The following is a 17425-nucleotide window of genomic DNA, read 5'->3' as shown; positions in this document are numbered from 1 at the left end:
CGGCGGGGCGCTGATCGCCCTCATCGCCGTGGTCGGTTCCCGCTCGTCCAGATCAGCCGATCGGTATCGGGCTCCTGGCCGGGGGCGTGGGTACAGCAACAGCTGCGGCTCGGGCCACCAGCACAACTGCAGCTCGAGCAGCTCGTGCAGCAGTTCAGGATCGTGCAGTTCGGGGAGTTCCTGTGGCTCAGGGTGTGGTGGTGGCGGAGGCGACTGACCGTCGACTCCGCCCCACCGCCACCTCGAGCGTCAGTTCGCGTGGAGTGCCGCGTTCAGTTCGATCCCGTCGCCCTTCCAAGGGGCAACCTCCACGGCGCCGGTGGTGCTGTTGCGACGGAACAAGATGTTGCTCTTGCCCGACAGCTCCCGCGCCTTGACCACGGTGCCGTCAGGTCCGGTGACCTTCGTGCCCGCAGTCACGTAGAGGCCCGCTTCGATCACGCAGTCGTCTCCGAGCGCGATACCGCACCCGGAGTTCGCCCCGAGCAGGCAACGCTTGCCGAGAGAGATGATCTCTTTGCCGCCGCCGGACAGGGTGCCCATCGTCGACGCGCCACCCCCGACGTCCGACCCGTCGCCGACGATGACCCCGGCCGAGATGCGACCTTCGATCATCGACTGCCCGAGTGTTCCGGCGTTGAAGTTCACAAAACCCTCATGCATCACCGTTGTGCCCTCGGCAAGGTGCGCGCCGAGCCGTACGCGGCCCGCGTCTGCGATCCGGACGCCGCTCGGCACAACGTAATCGACCATTCTGGGAAACTTGTCGATGCCGTAGACGGTGACCTGGCCACGAGCCCTGAGCTTGGCGCGGGTCAGCTCGAAGCCCTCGACGGCACACGGGCCGAAGTTGGTCCACACCACATTCGACAGCTTCCCGAAGACCCCGTCCATGTTCGCGCCGTGGGGCACGACGAGCCGATGTGAGAGGAGGTGCAGTCGCAGGTATGCGTCGTGGGCGTCGGAAGGTGCATCGGCCAGCACGATCGACGTGCGGACCGCCACGGTGCGCACACCGCGGGCGGTGTCGCTGCCCACGAGAGAGGCGAGGTCGGCGGGTACGTCGTCGCCTTCGAGGTGAGCTGTACCGGATTCGGTCACCTCGGTGAGTTCGGGCGAGGGATACCAGGTGTCGAGGACCGCCCCGTCATCGGTGATGGTGGCGATGCCGATGGCTGAGGCTCCAGATGCGTTGGTCACGGGTCAGGAGTTTACGCGGAGCGACTTCACGCAGGACAATCCAGAGCATGTCCGAAGCCGTCACCTACCGCGAACATCGCTCGTCGCTGGTGCCCGCGACGATCTGGTGGCGCAACGGCCCGGCAGGGCCCAGCGAGATACTGCCGGATGGGTGCATGGACCTGATCTGGACGGGAACAGATCTCATGATCGCCGGACCGGATACCGGCCCCGTCTGGGTGGAGGGATCGCGAGCAGCAGACATGACCGCTTTGCGATTCGAGCCGGGCATGGCCCCGGTCGTCTTCGATTGTGCCGCAGATGAACTGATCAACAGTAGGGTCGCGCTCGCCGATGTATGGCCGGCCCGGGCGGCACGCCTGCTCACCGAACAGGTGGCGACCGCCGCGGATCCGGCAGCAGTACTACAGAAGTGCGCCGCCGACAGCCTTGCCCAGAGGCCGCCACCGCGATGGCTCCGTCCGGCGACGGCACTGTTGGCGCAGGGTCAGCCGGTGAGCCGGGTCGCCGACGAGGTGAGCGTGAGCCCTCGTCAGCTCCAGCGATGGTCACGGCACCACTACGGATACGGCGCCAAGGCGCTCGCCCGGATCCTCCGGGTGGGCTCGGCACTGGAGGGTCTACGGGCCGGCGCCCCGCTCACACAGGTCGCCCACTCGACCGGATACGCCGACTACGCGCACATGTTCAGAGAGGTCCGAGCGATCACCGGGAAGCCTCCGGCCCATTTTGTGCGTGGTCAGGTCGAGGGGGCGTAGAAGTCGACGCCGTTCCCATCGGGATCGACGACGGTCGCGTAGCGCTGGCCCCAGAACGCGTCGAACGGTTCGAGCCGGCCGGTGTGTCCGGCTCCGGTCAGTTCCGCGTATCGAGAATCCACCTCGGCCGGGTCAGCGCATTCGAATGCCAAAGAGATCCGCCCACCCTTCGCGGGCGCCGACCATGCGGGGTCGAACTCGGCGATGTTGCGGGCAGTGTCGAGCAGGATCCGGAATCCCCCGAATGCAGTCGACTCGGTATGAGGGGCATCGACCCCGTCGTCTGCGAACTCGAGACCGCACGCTCGGTAGAACGCGACGGAGGCGGCCATGTCTTCGACCACGATGGACAGCGCGTTGAGGATCGGTTTCGGCGATTTCATGAGCGTCAACGTATCTGCGATGGCCGGGCATCGGTCATGAACGTTTCGGACAACGTGGACAACTCGTGCGGGGGAGCGGTGGGCGACTACGGTGAACCACGTGAGTATCCCGGCCCTTGACCTGCGCGCCGACCCGATCGACCTGACGGCGGCGCTCGTCGACATCCCCAGTGTGAGTCACGACGAGGCAGCGATCGCTGATGCTGTGGAGATAGCGATACGCGAGCAGACTTCCGGTTTCGAGGTGGTGCGCCACGGCAACCGGGTGCTCGCTCGCACCGATCGCGGTAAGCCCCGCCGAGTGGTGCTGGCCGGTCACCTCGACACCGTCCCCATCGCCGACAACGTCCCGAGTCGCCGTGAGAACACAGGCAGTGACGGCGACGTGCTCCACGGTTGCGGCACCGTCGACATGAAGTCCGGCGACGCAGTCTTCCTGCACCTCGCCGCCACGCTCGACGACCCGAACTGCGATCTGACCCTGATCTTCTACGACTGCGAAGAGATCGCTGCGAAATACAACGGCCTCGGTGTCATCGAGCGTGAGTTGCCACAGTGGCTCGCCGGTGACGTCGCCATCCTGGGTGAACCGACCGCCGGTCAGATCGAGGCGGGTTGCCAGGGCACCCTACGGGTGAGGTTGAGCACCGCAGGTGTGCGCGCCCATTCGGCTCGCTCCTGGCTGGGCGACAACGCGATCCACAAGCTGGGCTCGGTGCTCGAGACCCTGGCCGCCTACAAGGCGCGCCGAGTGGACATCGACGGGTGCGAATACCGGGAAGGGCTCTCGGCCGTGCGGATCGAGGGCGGTGTCGCGGGAAACGTCGTGCCCGACGTGGCGAGCGTCGACGTGAACTTCCGGTTCGCACCGGACCGGTCGGTGGAGCAGGCGACCGACCACGTCCGCCAGCTGTTCGCGGATGAAATCGCCTCGGGCGCAGTGACCTTCGAAGTGACGGACTCGGCGGCGGGAGCGCTGCCCGGGCTGGGGCACCCGGCGGCCGCGGCCCTTGTCGACGCAGCAGGTGGGCAGTTCCGGGCCAAGTACGGGTGGACCGATGTGTCCCGGTTCTCAGCGCTCGGGATCCCGGCGGTCAATTTCGGGCCGGGTGACCCGAATCTCGCGCACAAACGCGATGAACGGGTGCCCACCGCGCAGATCACCGAGGTGGCCGACGTTCTTCGGCGGTATCTCACCGCCTGACCGCCTGGTCGGGGGCCGACATCTGCTGACCGTTGCTAGCGTCGTGGCATGTCAACACCCGACCGAGACACCCGACTCAGCTATCGCGGGGCGGCCCGGATCCGCGAGGATCACGACAAGCCTGTTCAGACCACGGACCAGCGACTGCTGCGATCACCCGATTCGGCACGTGACCCGTGGAGGGTGCTGCGCATCCAGTCAGAGTTCGTCGAGGGTTTCGACACCCTCTCGACGGTCTCGTCCGCGGTGACCGTGTTCGGTTCGGCCCGCGTGCAACCAGGTTCCCCGTTCTACGAATTGGGCCGCGAGCTGGGTGCGGCGCTGGCCGACGCGGGGTATCCGGTGATCACCGGTGGCGGACCCGGCCTGATGGAAGCGGTCAATCGCGGCGCCTGCGAGAACGGTGGCTACTCCATCGGGCTCGGCATCGAGCTGCCGTTCGAGCAGAATCTGAACGAGTGGGTCGACCTCGGAATCAATTTCCGGTACTTCTTCGTCCGCAAGACGATGTTCGTGAAGTATGCGCAGGCCTTCATCTGTCTGCCCGGGGGCTTCGGAACGCTCGACGAACTCTTCGAGGCTCTCACGTTGGTGCAGACCCGCAAGGTGGTCCAGTTCCCGATCGTCTTGCTGGGCAAGGACTTCTGGGAACCTCTCCTGGACTGGGTTCGCACGACGATGGCCGGTGAGGGCCTGGTGTCCGAAGCGGACATCGAACTGTTGCAAGTGACCGATTCGGTGACCGAAGCAGTCGCGATCGTGAACGAATCGCGCCAGCGGCAGGGCAAATCATGAGTGCGATCTGTGTGTACTGCGCGTCCGGATCGGTGCCCGCCGAGTACCTGCAGCTGGCGGCCGAGCTCGGCACCGCCATCGGCAGCACCGGGAACACGCTGGTGTCCGGGGGTGGCAACGTGTCCATGATGGGTGCGGTGGCACAGGCGACCCGCGATGCCGGTGGCCACACCGTAGGGATCATCCCCAAAGCGCTGGTGCACCGCGAAGTCGCGGACACCGACGCCGATGAACTCGTTGTCACCGACACCATGCGCGAGCGCAAGCAGCAGATGGACGACCGGGCCGATGCGTTCATCACCCTGCCCGGAGGTATCGGGACACTCGAAGAACTCTTCGAGACCTGGACCGCCGGTTACCTCGGTATGCACGACAAGCCTGTGGTCCTGCTCGATCCCGGAGGACATTACGACCCGCTTGTTCGGTGGCTGCGCGATCTGACGGCAACCGGGTTCGTCTCCATGCATGCACTCGACCGGCTTGTCGTCACCAAGTCGGTCCGCGACGCTTTGGCAGCGTGCAATATTTATCTGTGAATATCGGTAACCTCATCGCGAACGTGCCGTGCGGAGCTCTACGGAGCTCGTTTGGGGGCACAACGGACAAGCATCGGAGCTCAGGTGGCAAGTGAATCCCGGACAAGTGTTGGACTTCTCGACGTTGCGAAGGGCGCGCTTGCGATGGTGCCGGACGTACCCGGCATCGTCAGGCACGCACCGGGGCTGATCCTTCGCAGGCCGTCGGCGGAGTCGACGATCGGGTCGGTGTTCAACTCGCTGGTGGCCAAACACCCCGAGCGGCCTTTCATCCGGTTCGAGGGCAATTCCATCACCTACGGTGAGGCCAATCGCCGGATCAACCGCTATGCCGATTTCTTCAGCAAGAACGGTGTGGGACAGGGCGACGTCGTAGGCGTACTCGCGAAGAACCATCCACAGACGCTCCTGGTGATGATCGCCGCGGTGAAGCTCGGCGCGGTGGCGGGGATGCTGAACTACAACCAGCGTGGGAAGGTGCTCACCCACAGCCTCGGGATCCTCGAGGCCACCGTTCTCGTGGTCGACCCGGAGGTTCGCGAGGCCCTCGAATCGATCGACGACGACCACGTGCTGCCTTCGGTCACAGTTGATTTCGATGAACTCAACGAGGCCACCGAAGGCCTGAGCGACGAGAACCCTGCGGTCACTGCCGGCCTTCCCGCAAAGACCAAGGCGTTCTACATCTTCACCTCCGGAACCACGGGGATGCCGAAGGCCAGCATCATGTCGCACTACCGCTGGATGGCCAGCATGGACGGCATCGGCGGCATGGGGGTGCGGCTTCGCCACAGCGACACCATGTATTCGGCGCTGCCGCTCTACCACAACAATGCACTGACAGTTGCGCTGTCGTCGGTGCTGGCGTCGGGCGCATGCCTCGCGATCGGTAAGTCGTTCTCGGCGTCCCGCTTCTGGGACGACGTGATCCAGAACCGGGCCACTGCGTTCTGCTACATCGGCGAACTCTGCCGGTACCTGATGGCCCAGCCAGAGAAGCCGACCGACCGCAGCCATGGCGTGAAGGTGATCGTCGGCAACGGCATGCGGGCCGAGATCTGGGAAAAGTTCACCCAGCGCTTCGGCATCGAGAGGGTTGTCGAGTTCTACGGCGCCTCCGAGCTCAACCTGGCGTTCATCAACGTGTTCAACCTGACCCGCACCGCGGGCTTCTGCCCGCTGCCGTACAAGGTCGTCGAGTACGACCACGAGACGGGCGACCCGAAACGCAATGGCGACGGCCGCCTGACGAAGGTCTCGAAAGGCGAAGCGGGACTGCTCATCTCAGAGATCTCGGACCGGGTGCCCTTCGATGGGTACACCGATGAAGAGGCGTCCAACAAGAAGATCATCTCCGACGCGTTCAAGGACGGTGACCGGTGGTTCAACTCCGGTGACCTCGTGCGCGATCTCGGTATGTCGCACATCGCCTTTGTCGACCGGCTCGGTGACACCTTCCGCTGGAAAGGCGAGAACGTCGCGACCACCGAGGTCGAAGGTGCTCTGGCGGGCGTCGACACCCTCGATCAGGCCGTGGTCTACGGCGTGGAGGTGCCGGGCAGTGACGGCAAGGCCGGAATGGCTTCGGTGACCGTCCGCGAGGGCGCGGACCTGGATCCGAAGGCGCTCGCGAAACACCTCTACGACGAGCTGCCCCCGTACGCGGTCCCGCTGTTCCTCCGGGTCGTGGATCAGCTCGAGCAGACATCGACGTTCAAGAACCGGAAGGTCGAGCTGCGCGATCAGGGTTACTCGGACGTCGGCGACGATGCACTCTATGTTTTGACCGGTAGCGAGGACGGGTACATCGAGTTCTACGATGAGTACCCCGATGACGTTGCCGGAGCCAAAGTCCCCCGCGGATAAGCCGATCCCGAGCGCGCAGACCGTGAGGCCTGATGCGTGGTCGGCGCACGCGCCGGTGTCGCCGACCCTCTGTGGCCGTGCGGTCGCCACGGATCGTGCGTTGGTCATGGCGATCGTCAATCGGACACCTGATTCGTTCTACGACCGCGGGTCCAGCTTCACCGACGTTGGCGCGAAGTCCCGAGTCGAGCAGGTCGTCGCCGAGGGCGCCGACATCGTCGACATCGGTGGGGTGAAGGCTGGTCCCGGTGCCGAGGTGGACGCCGCAGAGGAAATCGACCGGGTGTTGCCGATGGTCGAGTGGATCCGCAATCGGCACCCGGATCTCATCATCAGCGTCGACACCTGGCGGGCCGATGTGGCCCGCAAAGCGGTGGATGCCGGGGCGGATCTGATCAACGACACGTGGGCGGGGGCCGATCCAGACCTGGTCTCGGTGGCCGCCGAGATGTCGGCGGGCATCGTTTGTTCGCACACCGGGGGAGCGGTACCGCGTACCCGCCCCCACCGGGTCCGGTACCCGGACGTGGTGGCCGACGTGCTCGCCGAGGTGACGAAGGCTGCCGACCGCGCGGTTGCCGCAGGTGTGCGCCGTGATTCGATTGTCATCGATCCGACGCATGACTTCGGGAAGAACACCCATCACGGGTTGGCTTTGTTACGCCAGGTGAACGTTCTGGTTAATACCGGCTGGCCAGTGCTGATGGCACTGAGCAACAAGGATTTTGTAGGGGAGACTCTAGGGGTAGGCCTGGAAGATCGGCTGGAGGGGACACTGGCCGCGACAGCACTTGCCGCTTCATCGGGAGCACGAGTGTTTCGCGTTCACGAGGTTGCCGCCACACGAAGGGTGGTCGAGATGGTTGCCGCAATAGCCGGGACCAGACCACCTGCCCGAACAGTAAGGGGTTTGGCATGACCGCTGGAAAACACGTCACTGGAAAGTCCGACCGCGTCTGGACGCCCATCGCGTCCGCGCCCGAAGATTCGCCGCAGGCCGAGTGGGCCGCCGATCACAGCTGGGACCGACCAGACTGGTCTGTCGAGGAGTTGGTGGCCGCAAAACGCGGCCGCACGGTGTCGGTGGTTCTGCCGGCGCTGAACGAGGAAGACACCGTCGCGGATGTGATCGCCTCGATCCGTCCACTCGTCGGCACCCTGGTCGATGAACTCGTGGTGCTCGACTCGGGCTCGACCGACGCCACCGCCGAGCGAGCTCGCGCGGCCGGTGCTCAGGTGATCACCCGTGAAGAGGCGGTTCCCGAGGTGGAGCCGGTTCGCGGTAAAGGTGAAGTCCTGTGGCGTTCGCTGGCCGCCACCACAGGTGATCTCATCGCGTTTGTCGACTCCGACCTCATCGATCCCGATCCGATGTTCGTGCCGAAACTGCTCGGACCGCTGCTGATCAACGAGGACATCCAATTGGTGAAGGGTTTCTATCGACGCCCGCTCCGCACTGGTCAGGGTGAAGACGCCAACGGAGGCGGCCGCGTCACCGAACTGGTTGCCAGGCCGCTGCTCGCGTCCTTCAAGCCTGATCTCACCGCGGTATTACAACCTCTCGGAGGCGAATACGCCGGCACGCGGGAATTGCTGTGCGCCGTTCCATTCGCCCCCGGTTACGGTGTGGAGATCGGGTTGCTCGTCGACACCTACGACCGCTATGGGATGGCCGGCATCGGCCAGGTCAACCTGGGTGTGCGTACCCACCGCAACCGCCCTCTTGTGGAGCTCGGGGTGATGAGCCGCCAGATCGTCGGCACACTGATGGGTCGGTGCGGCATCGAAGACTCCGGTGTGGGGCTCACCCAGTTCAAAATTCAGCCCGACGGCACCTTCACGCCCAAGACCACCGACGTCTACCTCGCTGATCGGCCCGCGATGAACACCTTGCGGCCGATGGCCACCACGCGAGCGCGCCGCGCCTCGTAACGGTCGACCCAACCGTCACCACAGCACCAAAGACGATCCACCTGCAGAGCAGGTGGATCGTCTTTGCATATGCAGCGCCCCGGTCGGCTACCGTAACTAGAACATGTTCTAGCAAGGTGTCCTTTCACACTTCGGGGAGTCGGTCGATGTCAGGTTCGATGACGGGTAAGTCCGTTCTGGTCACAGGTGGCGGTAGTGGGATCGGCGCGGGAATCGCCGGTGCACTCGCCGAGCAGGGGGCCAAGGTGACGATTGTCGGTCGCAACGCCGAGCGCCTCGGCGAGACGGCCGACAAATTCAACGCAGCACTGGTGGACGGTTCGGTGCACGCTCACGCCGGCGACATCACCGACGAGGATCAGGTCGCGGACGCGGTGGCCGCGGCCACGGCTCTCACCGGGCGCCTGGACGGAATCGTCGCGTGCGCCGGCGGTAGTGAGACCATCGGCCCGATCACGCAGATGGACACCGCTGCGTGGAAACGCACCATCGACCTCAACCTGAACGGCACGATGTTCACCATCAAGCACGGCGGGCGCGAGCTCGTGCGGGCCGGCGGCGGGTCGATCGTGGCCATCTCGTCGATCGCGGCGAGCAACACGCACCGATGGTTCGGGGCGTACGGCGTCACCAAGTCGGGCGTCGATCACCTCGTTGCCCTGGCCGCAGACGAGTTGGGCGCCAGCAACGTTCGCGTCAACGGGATCCGACCGGGGCTGACCCGCACCGAGTTGGTGGGCATGATCGTGGACGACCCGACGCTGAGCGAGGACTACCGGGTGAGTACCCCGCTGCCTCGCGTCGGCGAGGTTGAGGACATCGCCGCGCTGGCGCGGTTCCTGCTCGGTGACGAATCGTCTTGGATCACCGGGCAGGTCATCAATGTGGACGGGGGCCAGATGCTGCGGCGTGGTCCCGACTTCAGTTCCATGCTCGAGCCGTTGTTCGGAGCCGATGGCTTGCGCGGAGTGGTCCACACGGAGAGTGACGGAGCAGTCGAGAACACAGAGGAGGCAAGGTCATGACCACCGCACATCAGGTGTTGGGCGCCGAGGTGCAGATGCCGGTACGGGTCCGTGATGCGAGTTGTTTTGTTGCCGGGTTCACCGCCTCGGCGTCAGCGGCGCAGGCCGCGATCGACGAGACAGGGCTGCAGGTGATGCAGGTGCGTCCGGGCCGGGCGATGTGCATGCTCGTATTCGTCGATTACGTGGACGGAGATCTCGGTCCCTACAACGAATTCGGGGTGTGCCTGCTCGTCGGTGATCGGGAACGCCGTGGCGCGTCGATCGTTTCGAATCTGAGGGATCTGGCTGCCGGGCGGGCACGTGCCCTCGTGCACCGACTTCCCGTCGACGGCGAGTTCACTCTTGCTGCGGGCCGGGGTATCTGGGGTTTCCCCAAGACACTGGCCGACTTCGATGTCGACCATCGCAGCGCGACGAAGCGGGGCGTGGTCAGCGAGGGCGGTCAGATGATCGCTGCGTTGACGGTGCGGCCGGGCATCAAGGTTCCCGATTCCAGCGCCACGACGGTCTTGCGTGCCTACTCACATCTCGACGGGGTGACCAGGGAGACCCCGTGGGTGTTGAACAACACCAAGAACACCCGCACCCGCCTCGGCGGCGCCGATCTGCAGCTGGGTTCGCATCCGATCGCCGATGAGCTGCGAAGCCTGAAGCTGGGACGTCGGGCGTTGATGACATCGTCGGTGGGCCACCTGGAGATGACGTTCGAGGACGCCGAGCGGGTGTCATAGTGGATGGGTGCTGACGTTACTGCTCTACCTGCTGATCATGATCGCCGTGATCGGTGTCGTGTTCGCCGTTGTCTGGGTGGTGTTCGGGCGGTCGGAAGACCTTCCGCCCCTTGAACCGGGCACCACACTGACGCGGCTGCCGCGCGCCGGGATCACCGGCGACGACATCCGGTCCCTACGGTTCGCACAGGTGACCCGCGGCTACAAAGCGGGCGAAGTGGACTGGGCCCTGGAGAAGCTTGCCAGGGAAATCGATGAACTCAGGTCGGCGCTTTACCGGCTCCAGGCGCGCGACGAGGTCGAAAGCCCAGCGCAAGAGGCAGAATAACCCGTCAGTAGTCCGTACTATAGAAGCCGACCAGCGTATAACCGCGCGGTGTCAACGGATATTGGCACCGACCGAATAAGATCAGACTTCGACGCCGACTGCGGCAGCGAATCTGAAGGGAGCAGAGATGGCGGCGATGAAGCCACGGACCGGGGACGGTCCCCTTGAAGCAACCAAGGAAGGGCGAGGAATCGTTGTACGCATCCCCATCGAGGGTGGCGGCCGACTGGTTGTCGAGCTGACCTCGGACGAGGCAGCGGCATTGGGTGAAGAACTGCGTGGGGTGACCGCCTGATCCGGTGACACGCAGCAACAACAAGGAGACGATCGACCATGCTTTCTGCAGTGGTCGATCTCTTGTGTTGTCCGGTGTGCCGGGCACCATTCGAGTGCGCCGACCGCACTCTCTGGTGCACCGGCGGCCATAGTTTTGACATCTCGAAGCAGGGATACGTCAGCCTGCTCGGGGGCGGGGGGAGCAGTTTTCGTTCGGATACCGCCGAGATGCTCGGTGCCCGAACAAGATTCTTGAACGCGGGTTTCTACGGCCCGATTCTCTCCGCGGTGCGCGATCAGTGCGCGCCTGGCGCAACGATTCTCGATGTGGGTGCAGGTACCGGGCATTACCTGGCGGCCGCGGTCGAAGCGTCGGGCGGGCGCGGCGTCGGCATCGACCTCTCGAAGATCGCGGCGCGGCAACTCGGTCGGCTGCCCGGGGACATCGGTGCCGTCGTCGCTGATGGCTGGCAACCCTTTCCGGTCGCCGATCGGACGATCGACGTTGCGTTGTCGGTGTTCTCGCCGCGCAACATACCGGAGTTCGCACGAGTGCTCAGGGCCGACGGCAAGCTGGTGGTGGTGTCCCCGACACCTCGCCACCTGCGCGAACTGGTGGACGCCGTGGGCATGATCGGTGTGGACAAGGACAAGTCCGAACGGATCGGCAACAGCATGGCGGGCACCTTCGTCCGCATCGAACGCACCCTGGTCGAGTACTCGGTTGCCCTGTCGCACTCGGAGATAGCCGATGTGGTCCTGATGGGTCCGTCCGCATTCCATCTGACAACAGGCAATGTCGCCACGAAGCTCTCCGGTCTTCCCGACCCACTGTCGGTGACGGTGTCGACGACCGTCCAGGTGTATCAGCCTGTGGCGCAGACAGTTTCGTAGATCGACAGCGTCTGCTCGGCGATCGAGTCCCACGAGAATTCGGCGATGGCGCGGTCGCGGCCTGCTGCGCCCATGGCGGCGGCCTGAACCGGGTCTGCGACCACCCGATTCACCGCTGCGGCGAGATCGTGTTCGAAGTCGCGGGTGTTGTCCTCGCTGTAATGCACCAGTAGGCCGGTGACCTCGTCTCGGACCACCTCTGGGATGCCACCTACGTCAGAGGCCACCACCGCGGTTCCGCATGCCATCGCTTCCAGGTTGACGATCCCCAGCGGCTCGTAGATCGACGGGCAGATGAATACGGTTGCAGCCGAGAGGATTTCCCGGACCTTCTCGGTGGGCAACATCTCGCGCACCCAGAACACCCCCGAGCGGGCGGCGGACAGGTGCTCCACGGCTTCGGCGATCTCGGCACCGATCTCAGGGGTGTCGGGTGCCCCGGCACACAGCACCAGTTGCAGATCGGGGTCCATGTGGTGGGCTGCGGCGATCAGGTGACGAACACCCTTCTGCCGGGTGATGCGACCGACGAACACCGCGATGGGGCGCGTCGGATCGACGCCGATGTCGGTCAGGACCGACGTCGAGTCGGCGGCGTCCACCGGATGCCACGTGTGGGTGTCGATGCCATTGCGGACCACATGCACCTTGTCCGGGTCGAGGCGCGGATACGCATCACAGACATCGATCCGCATGCCCGAACTGACCGCGATCACTGCATCTGCGTATTCGACGGCGTTCTTCTCCACCCAGCTCGACACGCGGTATCCACCACCGAGTTGCTCGGCTTTCCAGGGTCTGCGGGGTTCGAGTGAATGTGCGGTCAGCACATGGGGTATCCCGTGCAGCTGCGCGGCCAGGTGGCCGGCGAGCCCGGTGTACCAGGTATGTGAGTGAGCGACCGATGCACCTTCGGCGGCCACCGCCATCCGTAGATCCGACGACAGTGTGGTGATCGCCGCGTTGGCACCTTCGAGGCCGGGGTCGACTCCGTGGACCTGAGCGGTCTCACGCGGAGCGCCCATGCAGTGCACGTCGACCGTGGCGAGGTGGCGCAGATGGCGCACCAATTCGGTGACGTGGACTCCGGCGCCGCCGTACACTTCTGGTGGATATTCCCTGGTCATCATCGCCACGCGCATGGGTCTGACGCTAGTCGGACGAAGGCCGTAACGCCATCGGTGCACCTCAATCCCACCGTGTGATCAGAAGTTGTCTCGCGATAGCGCAAGCGATTTCGAAACTCTCGCCTGTTGTCTCTGGCCGCGACGTCAGTTGACGGATAGGTTTAAGGGGTGATTTCACAGCGCCACGTCCTCGGGATCGTCCTCGCCGGCGGCGAGGGGAAACGACTCTTTCCGTTGACGATGGACCGCGCCAAGCCAGCCGTGCCGTTCGGTGGCGGATACCGGCTCATCGACTTCGTCCTCAGCAACCTCGTCAACGCCGGGTATTCGCGGCTGTGTGTGCTCACGCAGTACAAGTCGCACTCGCTCGACCGCCACATCTCGCAGACCTGGCGGCCATCGGGGTTCAACGGCGAATACATCACGCCTGTCCCGGCGCAGCAACGGCTCGGACCCCGCTGGTACACCGGCAGCGCCGATGCGATCTTCCAGTCGTTGAACCTGGTCTACGACGAGGAGCCCGAGTACATCGTCGTGTTCGGCGCCGACCACGTCTACCGGATGGATCCCGAGCAGATGGTCGAGGCCCACATCGCTTCTGGTGCCGAGTGCACGGTGGCGGGCATCCGGGTTCCGCGCGCGGAGGCGGTGGCGTTCGGCTGTATCGATTCCGACGACAGCGGCAAGATCACCCAGTTCCTCGAGAAGCCCGCCGATCCGCCCGGCACCCCGGACGATCCGGACGCGACGTTCGCCTCGATGGGCAACTACGTCTTCACGGCCGATGCCTTGGTGAGGGCGATCAAGGCCGACGCCGACAACCCCGACTCCGACCACGACATGGGCGGCGACATCATCCCGGCCTTCGTCGACCGCGGCGAGGCGTTCGTCTACGACTTCAAGGACAACCAGGTGCCCGGGGCCACCGACCGCGACCGCGGATACTGGCGCGACGTCGGCACCCTCGACGCCTTCTACGACGCCCACATGGACCTGGTGTCGGTGCACCCGATCTTCAACCTCTACAACCGGCGCTGGCCCATCCACGGCTCTGCGGACTATCTGGTGGCGCCTGCGAAGTTCGTCCAGGGAGGCCTTGCGCAGGAGTCGATGGTGGGGGCGGGGAGCATCATCTCCGCAGCCACCGTTCGCAACTCTGTCCTGAGTTCCAACGTGATCGTCGAAGACGGCGCCACCGTCGAAGGCAGCGTGCTGATGCCAGGTGTGCGGATCGGTAAAGGGGCGGTCGTTCGAAAGGCCATCCTGGACAAGAACGTTGTGGTGTCAGACGGCGAGATCGTCGGCGTCGACGAGCAACGTGATCGCGAGCGGTTCGCTTTCAGCAACGGCGGCGTCGTGGCCATCGGCAAGGGCGTACGGGTCTAGCGACCGGGTGCAGCGCTGAGGGCTGCGTCGATCAGCGCCGGGATGGCGGGGTGTTCGGTGTTCTCGGGCAGCGCGTCGATGGGCCACCAATCCAGGTCCACCGACTCGTCGCTGCGGACGATGGCAGGCAGGGAGCCGTCGGCATTGTCGTCGGCAAACGCCGCGAATCGTAGGTCGAGGTGCCGGGTGGGTACACCCAGCGAGCAGGTGATCGGGTGCGTGTGGATCTGGACCAGCTCCGGTACGACGTCGAGGCCGGCGATCCCGGACTCCTCCCGCGCCTCGCGAGTGGCGACGTCGGCGATGGTCTCGTCCGTGTCCTCGCAGTGACCACCGAGCTGGATCCACTTGCCGACCCGAGGATGCAACGTGAGCAGCACGTGGGTGCGGGCCGCGTTGATCACGATGGTCGACGCAGTGATGTGCCCCGCCGCACTCTCGCGAAGGCACCCGCGCGGTGCGGCAGCCAGGAACGCGAGCACGGTGTGACGTAACGAATCCTGGTGCGGGTCAGGGGCCTGCCACCCGGTGAGCAGTTCGGTGGTCGACCGGTGCAGGCTCTGGGTGCTCACAGTTCCACCACCAGGTCGTCGACGTTCGCGGGTGACCTCGGTTCGAGCCGGTCGGCGGGGAATCCGATGGCAACCGTGCCCAGCGGTTCCCAGTCGGCAGGGAGCCCGAGCTCGGCTCTCACCACGTCCGGCGCGAAGATCGTCGAACCCACCCAGCAGCTCCCGACATCACGCACGGACAGGGCAACGAGCAGGCCCTGTACGGCGGCGCCGGCGGCCACGGTGAACATCGTGTGCTCCGCCGCTGTCCTCCGGGCGTCCGGATAGTCGTGCCGCCCATCGCCTGTCAGCACGGGAATGACGACTTCGGGCGCCCGATACAGCAATTGACCGCGCGCCACCCTCTTGCTGATCGACGATTCGGTCTTGCCGTCTTCGGCCAGGTCGTCATGCCACTGCCGTGCCATGGCGTCCAGCAACGCAACGCGACGGGTGCGGTCGCGCAGCCACAAGAAGCGCACCGGACGGCTGTGGTGCGGTGCAGGTGCGGTCAGGGCATCGGCGAAGGCTGCTCTCATCACATCGGCCGGTACCGGTTCGTCGGTGAAATCACGGACCGATCTGCGCGTCAGCAGCGCTTGCCGTCGACCCACATCGATGGCTTCGGCAGTACCCAACCAGAACAGGTCTTCATCGCCGGGGCGGAGGAGATCCCTTGCGGTGGTGCCGTTTTCGCGCGGGGTCAGACCACGCACCACGGCCACCGGGATCTCGCCCAGTTTGCCCTTGACGAGATCAGCAGCTGCGGCGAGTTCGTCGGCGACGGCGATGTCGGTGACGATCAGCGGATTGCCGTACTCATCGACAGAACCCTCGTACGGGTGGGTGACAGCGATACCTGCGGCTCCAATTGCCACGTCGGTCTGTCCGACCCGCCAGGCCCGTCCCATCGTGTCTGTGATCAACACGGCCACGTCGATGCCCAGTCGGTCGCGCAGCGACGCGCGCAGAGCCGCCGCGCTGGCGTCCGGATCGGTGGGGAGCAGTGCCAATTCGTCGCCGTCGACGTTGGAGCCGTCGACGCCCGACGCCGCCTGAACGATCCCCAGCTTGTTCTCGGTGATCAGCGTGCGACCTTTGCGGGCCACCACCCGCACCGCTTCGGAGTCCACGAGGGCGCGACGGGCGATGTCGCGGGCTTCAGGCTCGGTGGGGGCCGGCACCATCCGGCCCTCGACCTTCGAGATGATCTTGCTGGTCACCACCAAGATGTCGCCGGTACGCAACCACTCGGCAGCCGTTGCCAACGCACCGGCGAGGTCGTCACCCGCCCGGAATCGCGGCAGTCCGGTGATCGGCAGGATCTCTATCGTCCCGCCGGCAGCGTGGTCCTCATCCATGCGCCACACCCACGAGATCACATGCGTCGCGGACCATCTGGGCCGTCGTGTCCGGAGTGGTCATCAGCAGGGGAACGGACGTGACCGCCACCCCGGGGATGTCGGCGGTGTCGCCCTGTGCGATGAGCCACCCGTCGAGGATGCCGTTGCCGCTACGCGCCCCATAGTGTCGACCGACACCTTCCGGGCTCGTCTCGACGCCGATGACCGAGAGACATTCGTCGGCCATGCCGCGCAGGGGACTGGTCCCGATGATGGGGGAGATGCCGACGACCGGCGCGGAGGTTGTCCGCAACGCTCCCCGGATGCCGGGGACCGAGAGGATTGCGCCGACACTGACCACGGGGTTCGACGGTGCGAGCAAGACGATGTCAGCATCGGCGATGGCGTCGAGAACCCCGGGCGCGGCTTTGGCATCGTCCGAGCCGACCTGCGCGAACCCGTGGGTCGGGATCTGCGCACGGTGACGCACCCACCACTCCTGGAAGTGGATGGCGACCTTCTCGTCCTCTTCCTTGCTGACGACGACGTGGGTTTCGTGGCGGTCATCGGTGGCGGGCAACAGGCGAACGCCCGGATCCCACCGCCGGCACAACGCTGCGGTCACATCGCTGAGCCGGTAACCCGCGTCCAGCATCTGCGTGCGGATCAGATGGGTCGCCAGGTCGCGGTCACCCAGTCCGAACCAATCGGGGTCGGCGCCGTAAGCAGCGAGTTCCTCCTTGGCGTGCCACGTCTCCCCGCGTCTGCCCCAGCCGCGCTCGGTGTCGATGCCGTCACCGAGTGTGTACATGCAGGTGTCGAGGTCCGGACAGATCCGGACCCCGTGCATCCACGCGTCGTCTCCCACGTTGACGATTGCCGTCACCTCATGGTCGGCCGGGGCGCGACCGGACGCGAGAACCTCCGGGAACGGGGTATGTCCCAGGAGCTCACGTACACCTTGCAGAAACCGGGCGCCACCGACGCCTCCGACGAGAACCGTCACCTTCACAGGGAACCAGGGTAGGCGCTTGCCGAGAGTGCCAGCGAAGCGAGCCGAGTGCACGTAACGTTGCTCACGGCGACG

General features: G+C 65.3%; 19 protein-coding genes. 13 read left to right on the top strand and 6 right to left on the bottom strand.

The features are described 5' to 3' along the window. Window positions 1-249 precede the first annotated feature (249 nt). On the bottom strand, window positions 250-1200 hold the full coding sequence (gene dapD / locus KXR83_RS11570) for a 2,3,4,5-tetrahydropyridine-2,6-dicarboxylate N-succinyltransferase (protein WP_437424986.1): 951 nt from the start codon (window positions 1198-1200) through the stop codon (window positions 250-252). Between the two features lie 47 nt (window positions 1201-1247). Here dapD and KXR83_RS11565 point away from each other — a divergent pair, with 47 nt between their 5' ends. Further along, complete coding sequence (locus KXR83_RS11565; protein ID WP_437424985.1) at window positions 1248-1958, top strand: helix-turn-helix domain-containing protein; 711 nt, start codon at window positions 1248-1250, stop codon at window positions 1956-1958. Here KXR83_RS11565 and KXR83_RS11560 read toward each other — a convergent pair. Beyond that, on the bottom strand, window positions 1940-2341 hold the full coding sequence (locus KXR83_RS11560) for a VOC family protein (RefSeq protein WP_437424984.1): 402 nt from the start codon (window positions 2339-2341) through the stop codon (window positions 1940-1942). The two genes, KXR83_RS11565 and KXR83_RS11560, sit on opposite strands and share 19 nt — an antisense overlap. A 100-nt stretch (window positions 2342-2441) precedes the next feature. Here KXR83_RS11560 and dapE point away from each other — a divergent pair, with 100 nt between their 5' ends. The 11 genes from dapE to KXR83_RS11505 all read left to right on the top strand — a co-directional run bounded on the left by dapE (window position 2442) and on the right by KXR83_RS11505 (window position 11931). Next, the gene (gene dapE / locus KXR83_RS11555) at window positions 2442-3545 is read left to right on the top strand and encodes a succinyl-diaminopimelate desuccinylase (RefSeq protein WP_437424983.1); all 1104 of its coding nucleotides are present in this window, start codon (window positions 2442-2444) and stop codon (window positions 3543-3545) included. 48 nt (window positions 3546-3593) lie between these two features. After that, entirely contained in the window at window positions 3594-4340 is a 747-nt protein-coding gene (locus KXR83_RS11550; protein ID WP_437424982.1) for a TIGR00730 family Rossman fold protein, read from the top strand. Further along, complete coding sequence (locus KXR83_RS11545) at window positions 4337-4876, top strand: TIGR00730 family Rossman fold protein (RefSeq protein ID WP_437424981.1); 540 nt, start codon at window positions 4337-4339, stop codon at window positions 4874-4876. Before KXR83_RS11550 ends, KXR83_RS11545 begins: the two co-directional genes overlap by 4 nt. A gap of 144 nt (window positions 4877-5020) precedes the next feature. Beyond that, window positions 5021-6742, top strand: coding sequence for a long-chain-acyl-CoA synthetase (locus KXR83_RS11540; protein ID WP_437425354.1), 1722 nt, complete (start codon window positions 5021-5023; stop codon window positions 6740-6742). Between the two features lie 106 nt (window positions 6743-6848). Next, a complete protein-coding gene (folP, locus tag KXR83_RS11535; RefSeq protein WP_437425353.1) occupies window positions 6849-7661 on the top strand; it encodes a dihydropteroate synthase in 813 nt (270 codons plus the stop codon). Next, complete coding sequence (locus KXR83_RS11530; protein ID WP_023963298.1) at window positions 7658-8674, top strand: glucosyl-3-phosphoglycerate synthase; 1017 nt, start codon at window positions 7658-7660, stop codon at window positions 8672-8674. The genes folP and KXR83_RS11530 overlap by 4 nt, the downstream gene beginning before the upstream one ends. Before the next feature lie 146 nt (window positions 8675-8820). Then, window positions 8821-9699, top strand: a complete 879-nt coding sequence (locus KXR83_RS11525) for an SDR family oxidoreductase (protein ID WP_437424980.1) — start codon at window positions 8821-8823, stop codon at window positions 9697-9699. Beyond that, window positions 9696-10433 (top strand): acetoacetate decarboxylase family protein, encoded by a 738-nt coding sequence (locus KXR83_RS11520; RefSeq protein ID WP_099384137.1) that lies wholly within the window; start codon window positions 9696-9698, stop codon window positions 10431-10433. The genes KXR83_RS11525 and KXR83_RS11520 overlap by 4 nt, the downstream gene beginning before the upstream one ends. A 7-nt stretch (window positions 10434-10440) precedes the next feature. Continuing rightward, window positions 10441-10761 carry a DivIVA domain-containing protein gene (locus KXR83_RS11515; protein ID WP_023963301.1) on the top strand — a complete coding sequence of 107 codons (321 nt, stop codon included), beginning with the start codon at window positions 10441-10443 and terminating at the stop codon, window positions 10759-10761. 127 nt (window positions 10762-10888) lie between these two features. Next, the gene (locus KXR83_RS11510) at window positions 10889-11056 is read left to right on the top strand and encodes a DUF3117 domain-containing protein (RefSeq protein WP_023963302.1); all 168 of its coding nucleotides are present in this window, start codon (window positions 10889-10891) and stop codon (window positions 11054-11056) included. A 38-nt stretch (window positions 11057-11094) separates the two neighbouring features. Then, on the top strand, window positions 11095-11931 hold the full coding sequence (locus KXR83_RS11505; RefSeq protein ID WP_437424979.1) for a putative RNA methyltransferase: 837 nt from the start codon (window positions 11095-11097) through the stop codon (window positions 11929-11931). Here the strand turns inward: KXR83_RS11505 and glgA are convergent. Further along, a complete protein-coding gene (gene glgA, locus KXR83_RS11500; protein ID WP_437424978.1) occupies window positions 11904-13073 on the bottom strand; it encodes a glycogen synthase in 1170 nt (389 codons plus the stop codon). The genes KXR83_RS11505 and glgA overlap by 28 nt on opposite strands. Window positions 13074-13226: 153 nt before the next feature. Here glgA and glgC point away from each other — a divergent pair, with 153 nt between their 5' ends. Next, complete coding sequence (gene glgC, locus KXR83_RS11495; protein ID WP_023963305.1) at window positions 13227-14444, top strand: glucose-1-phosphate adenylyltransferase; 1218 nt, start codon at window positions 13227-13229, stop codon at window positions 14442-14444. On the opposite strand, the gene KXR83_RS11490 is transcribed toward glgC, so the two are convergent. The 3 genes from KXR83_RS11490 to cofD are packed head-to-tail and all read right to left on the bottom strand — an operon-like array spanning window position 14441 to window position 17350. Then, entirely contained in the window at window positions 14441-15016 is a 576-nt protein-coding gene (locus KXR83_RS11490) for an NUDIX hydrolase (protein WP_437424977.1), read from the bottom strand. The two genes, glgC and KXR83_RS11490, sit on opposite strands and share 4 nt — an antisense overlap. Then, window positions 15013-16356: a coenzyme F420-0:L-glutamate ligase gene (locus KXR83_RS11485; RefSeq protein ID WP_437424976.1), complete on the bottom strand. Its 1344-nt coding sequence runs from the start codon at window positions 16354-16356 to the stop codon at window positions 15013-15015. The genes KXR83_RS11490 and KXR83_RS11485 overlap by 4 nt, the downstream gene beginning before the upstream one ends. After that, on the bottom strand, window positions 16349-17350 hold the full coding sequence (gene cofD / locus KXR83_RS11480; RefSeq protein ID WP_437424975.1) for a 2-phospho-L-lactate transferase: 1002 nt from the start codon (window positions 17348-17350) through the stop codon (window positions 16349-16351). Before cofD ends, KXR83_RS11485 begins: the two co-directional genes overlap by 8 nt. Between the last annotated feature and the right edge of the window lie 75 nt (window positions 17351-17425).

Source organism: Williamsia muralis (assembly GCF_051487485.1).
Taxonomy (GTDB): domain Bacteria; phylum Actinomycetota; class Actinomycetes; order Mycobacteriales; family Mycobacteriaceae; genus Williamsia; species Williamsia muralis_B.
This window is presented reverse-complemented; position numbering and strand designations above follow the sequence as displayed.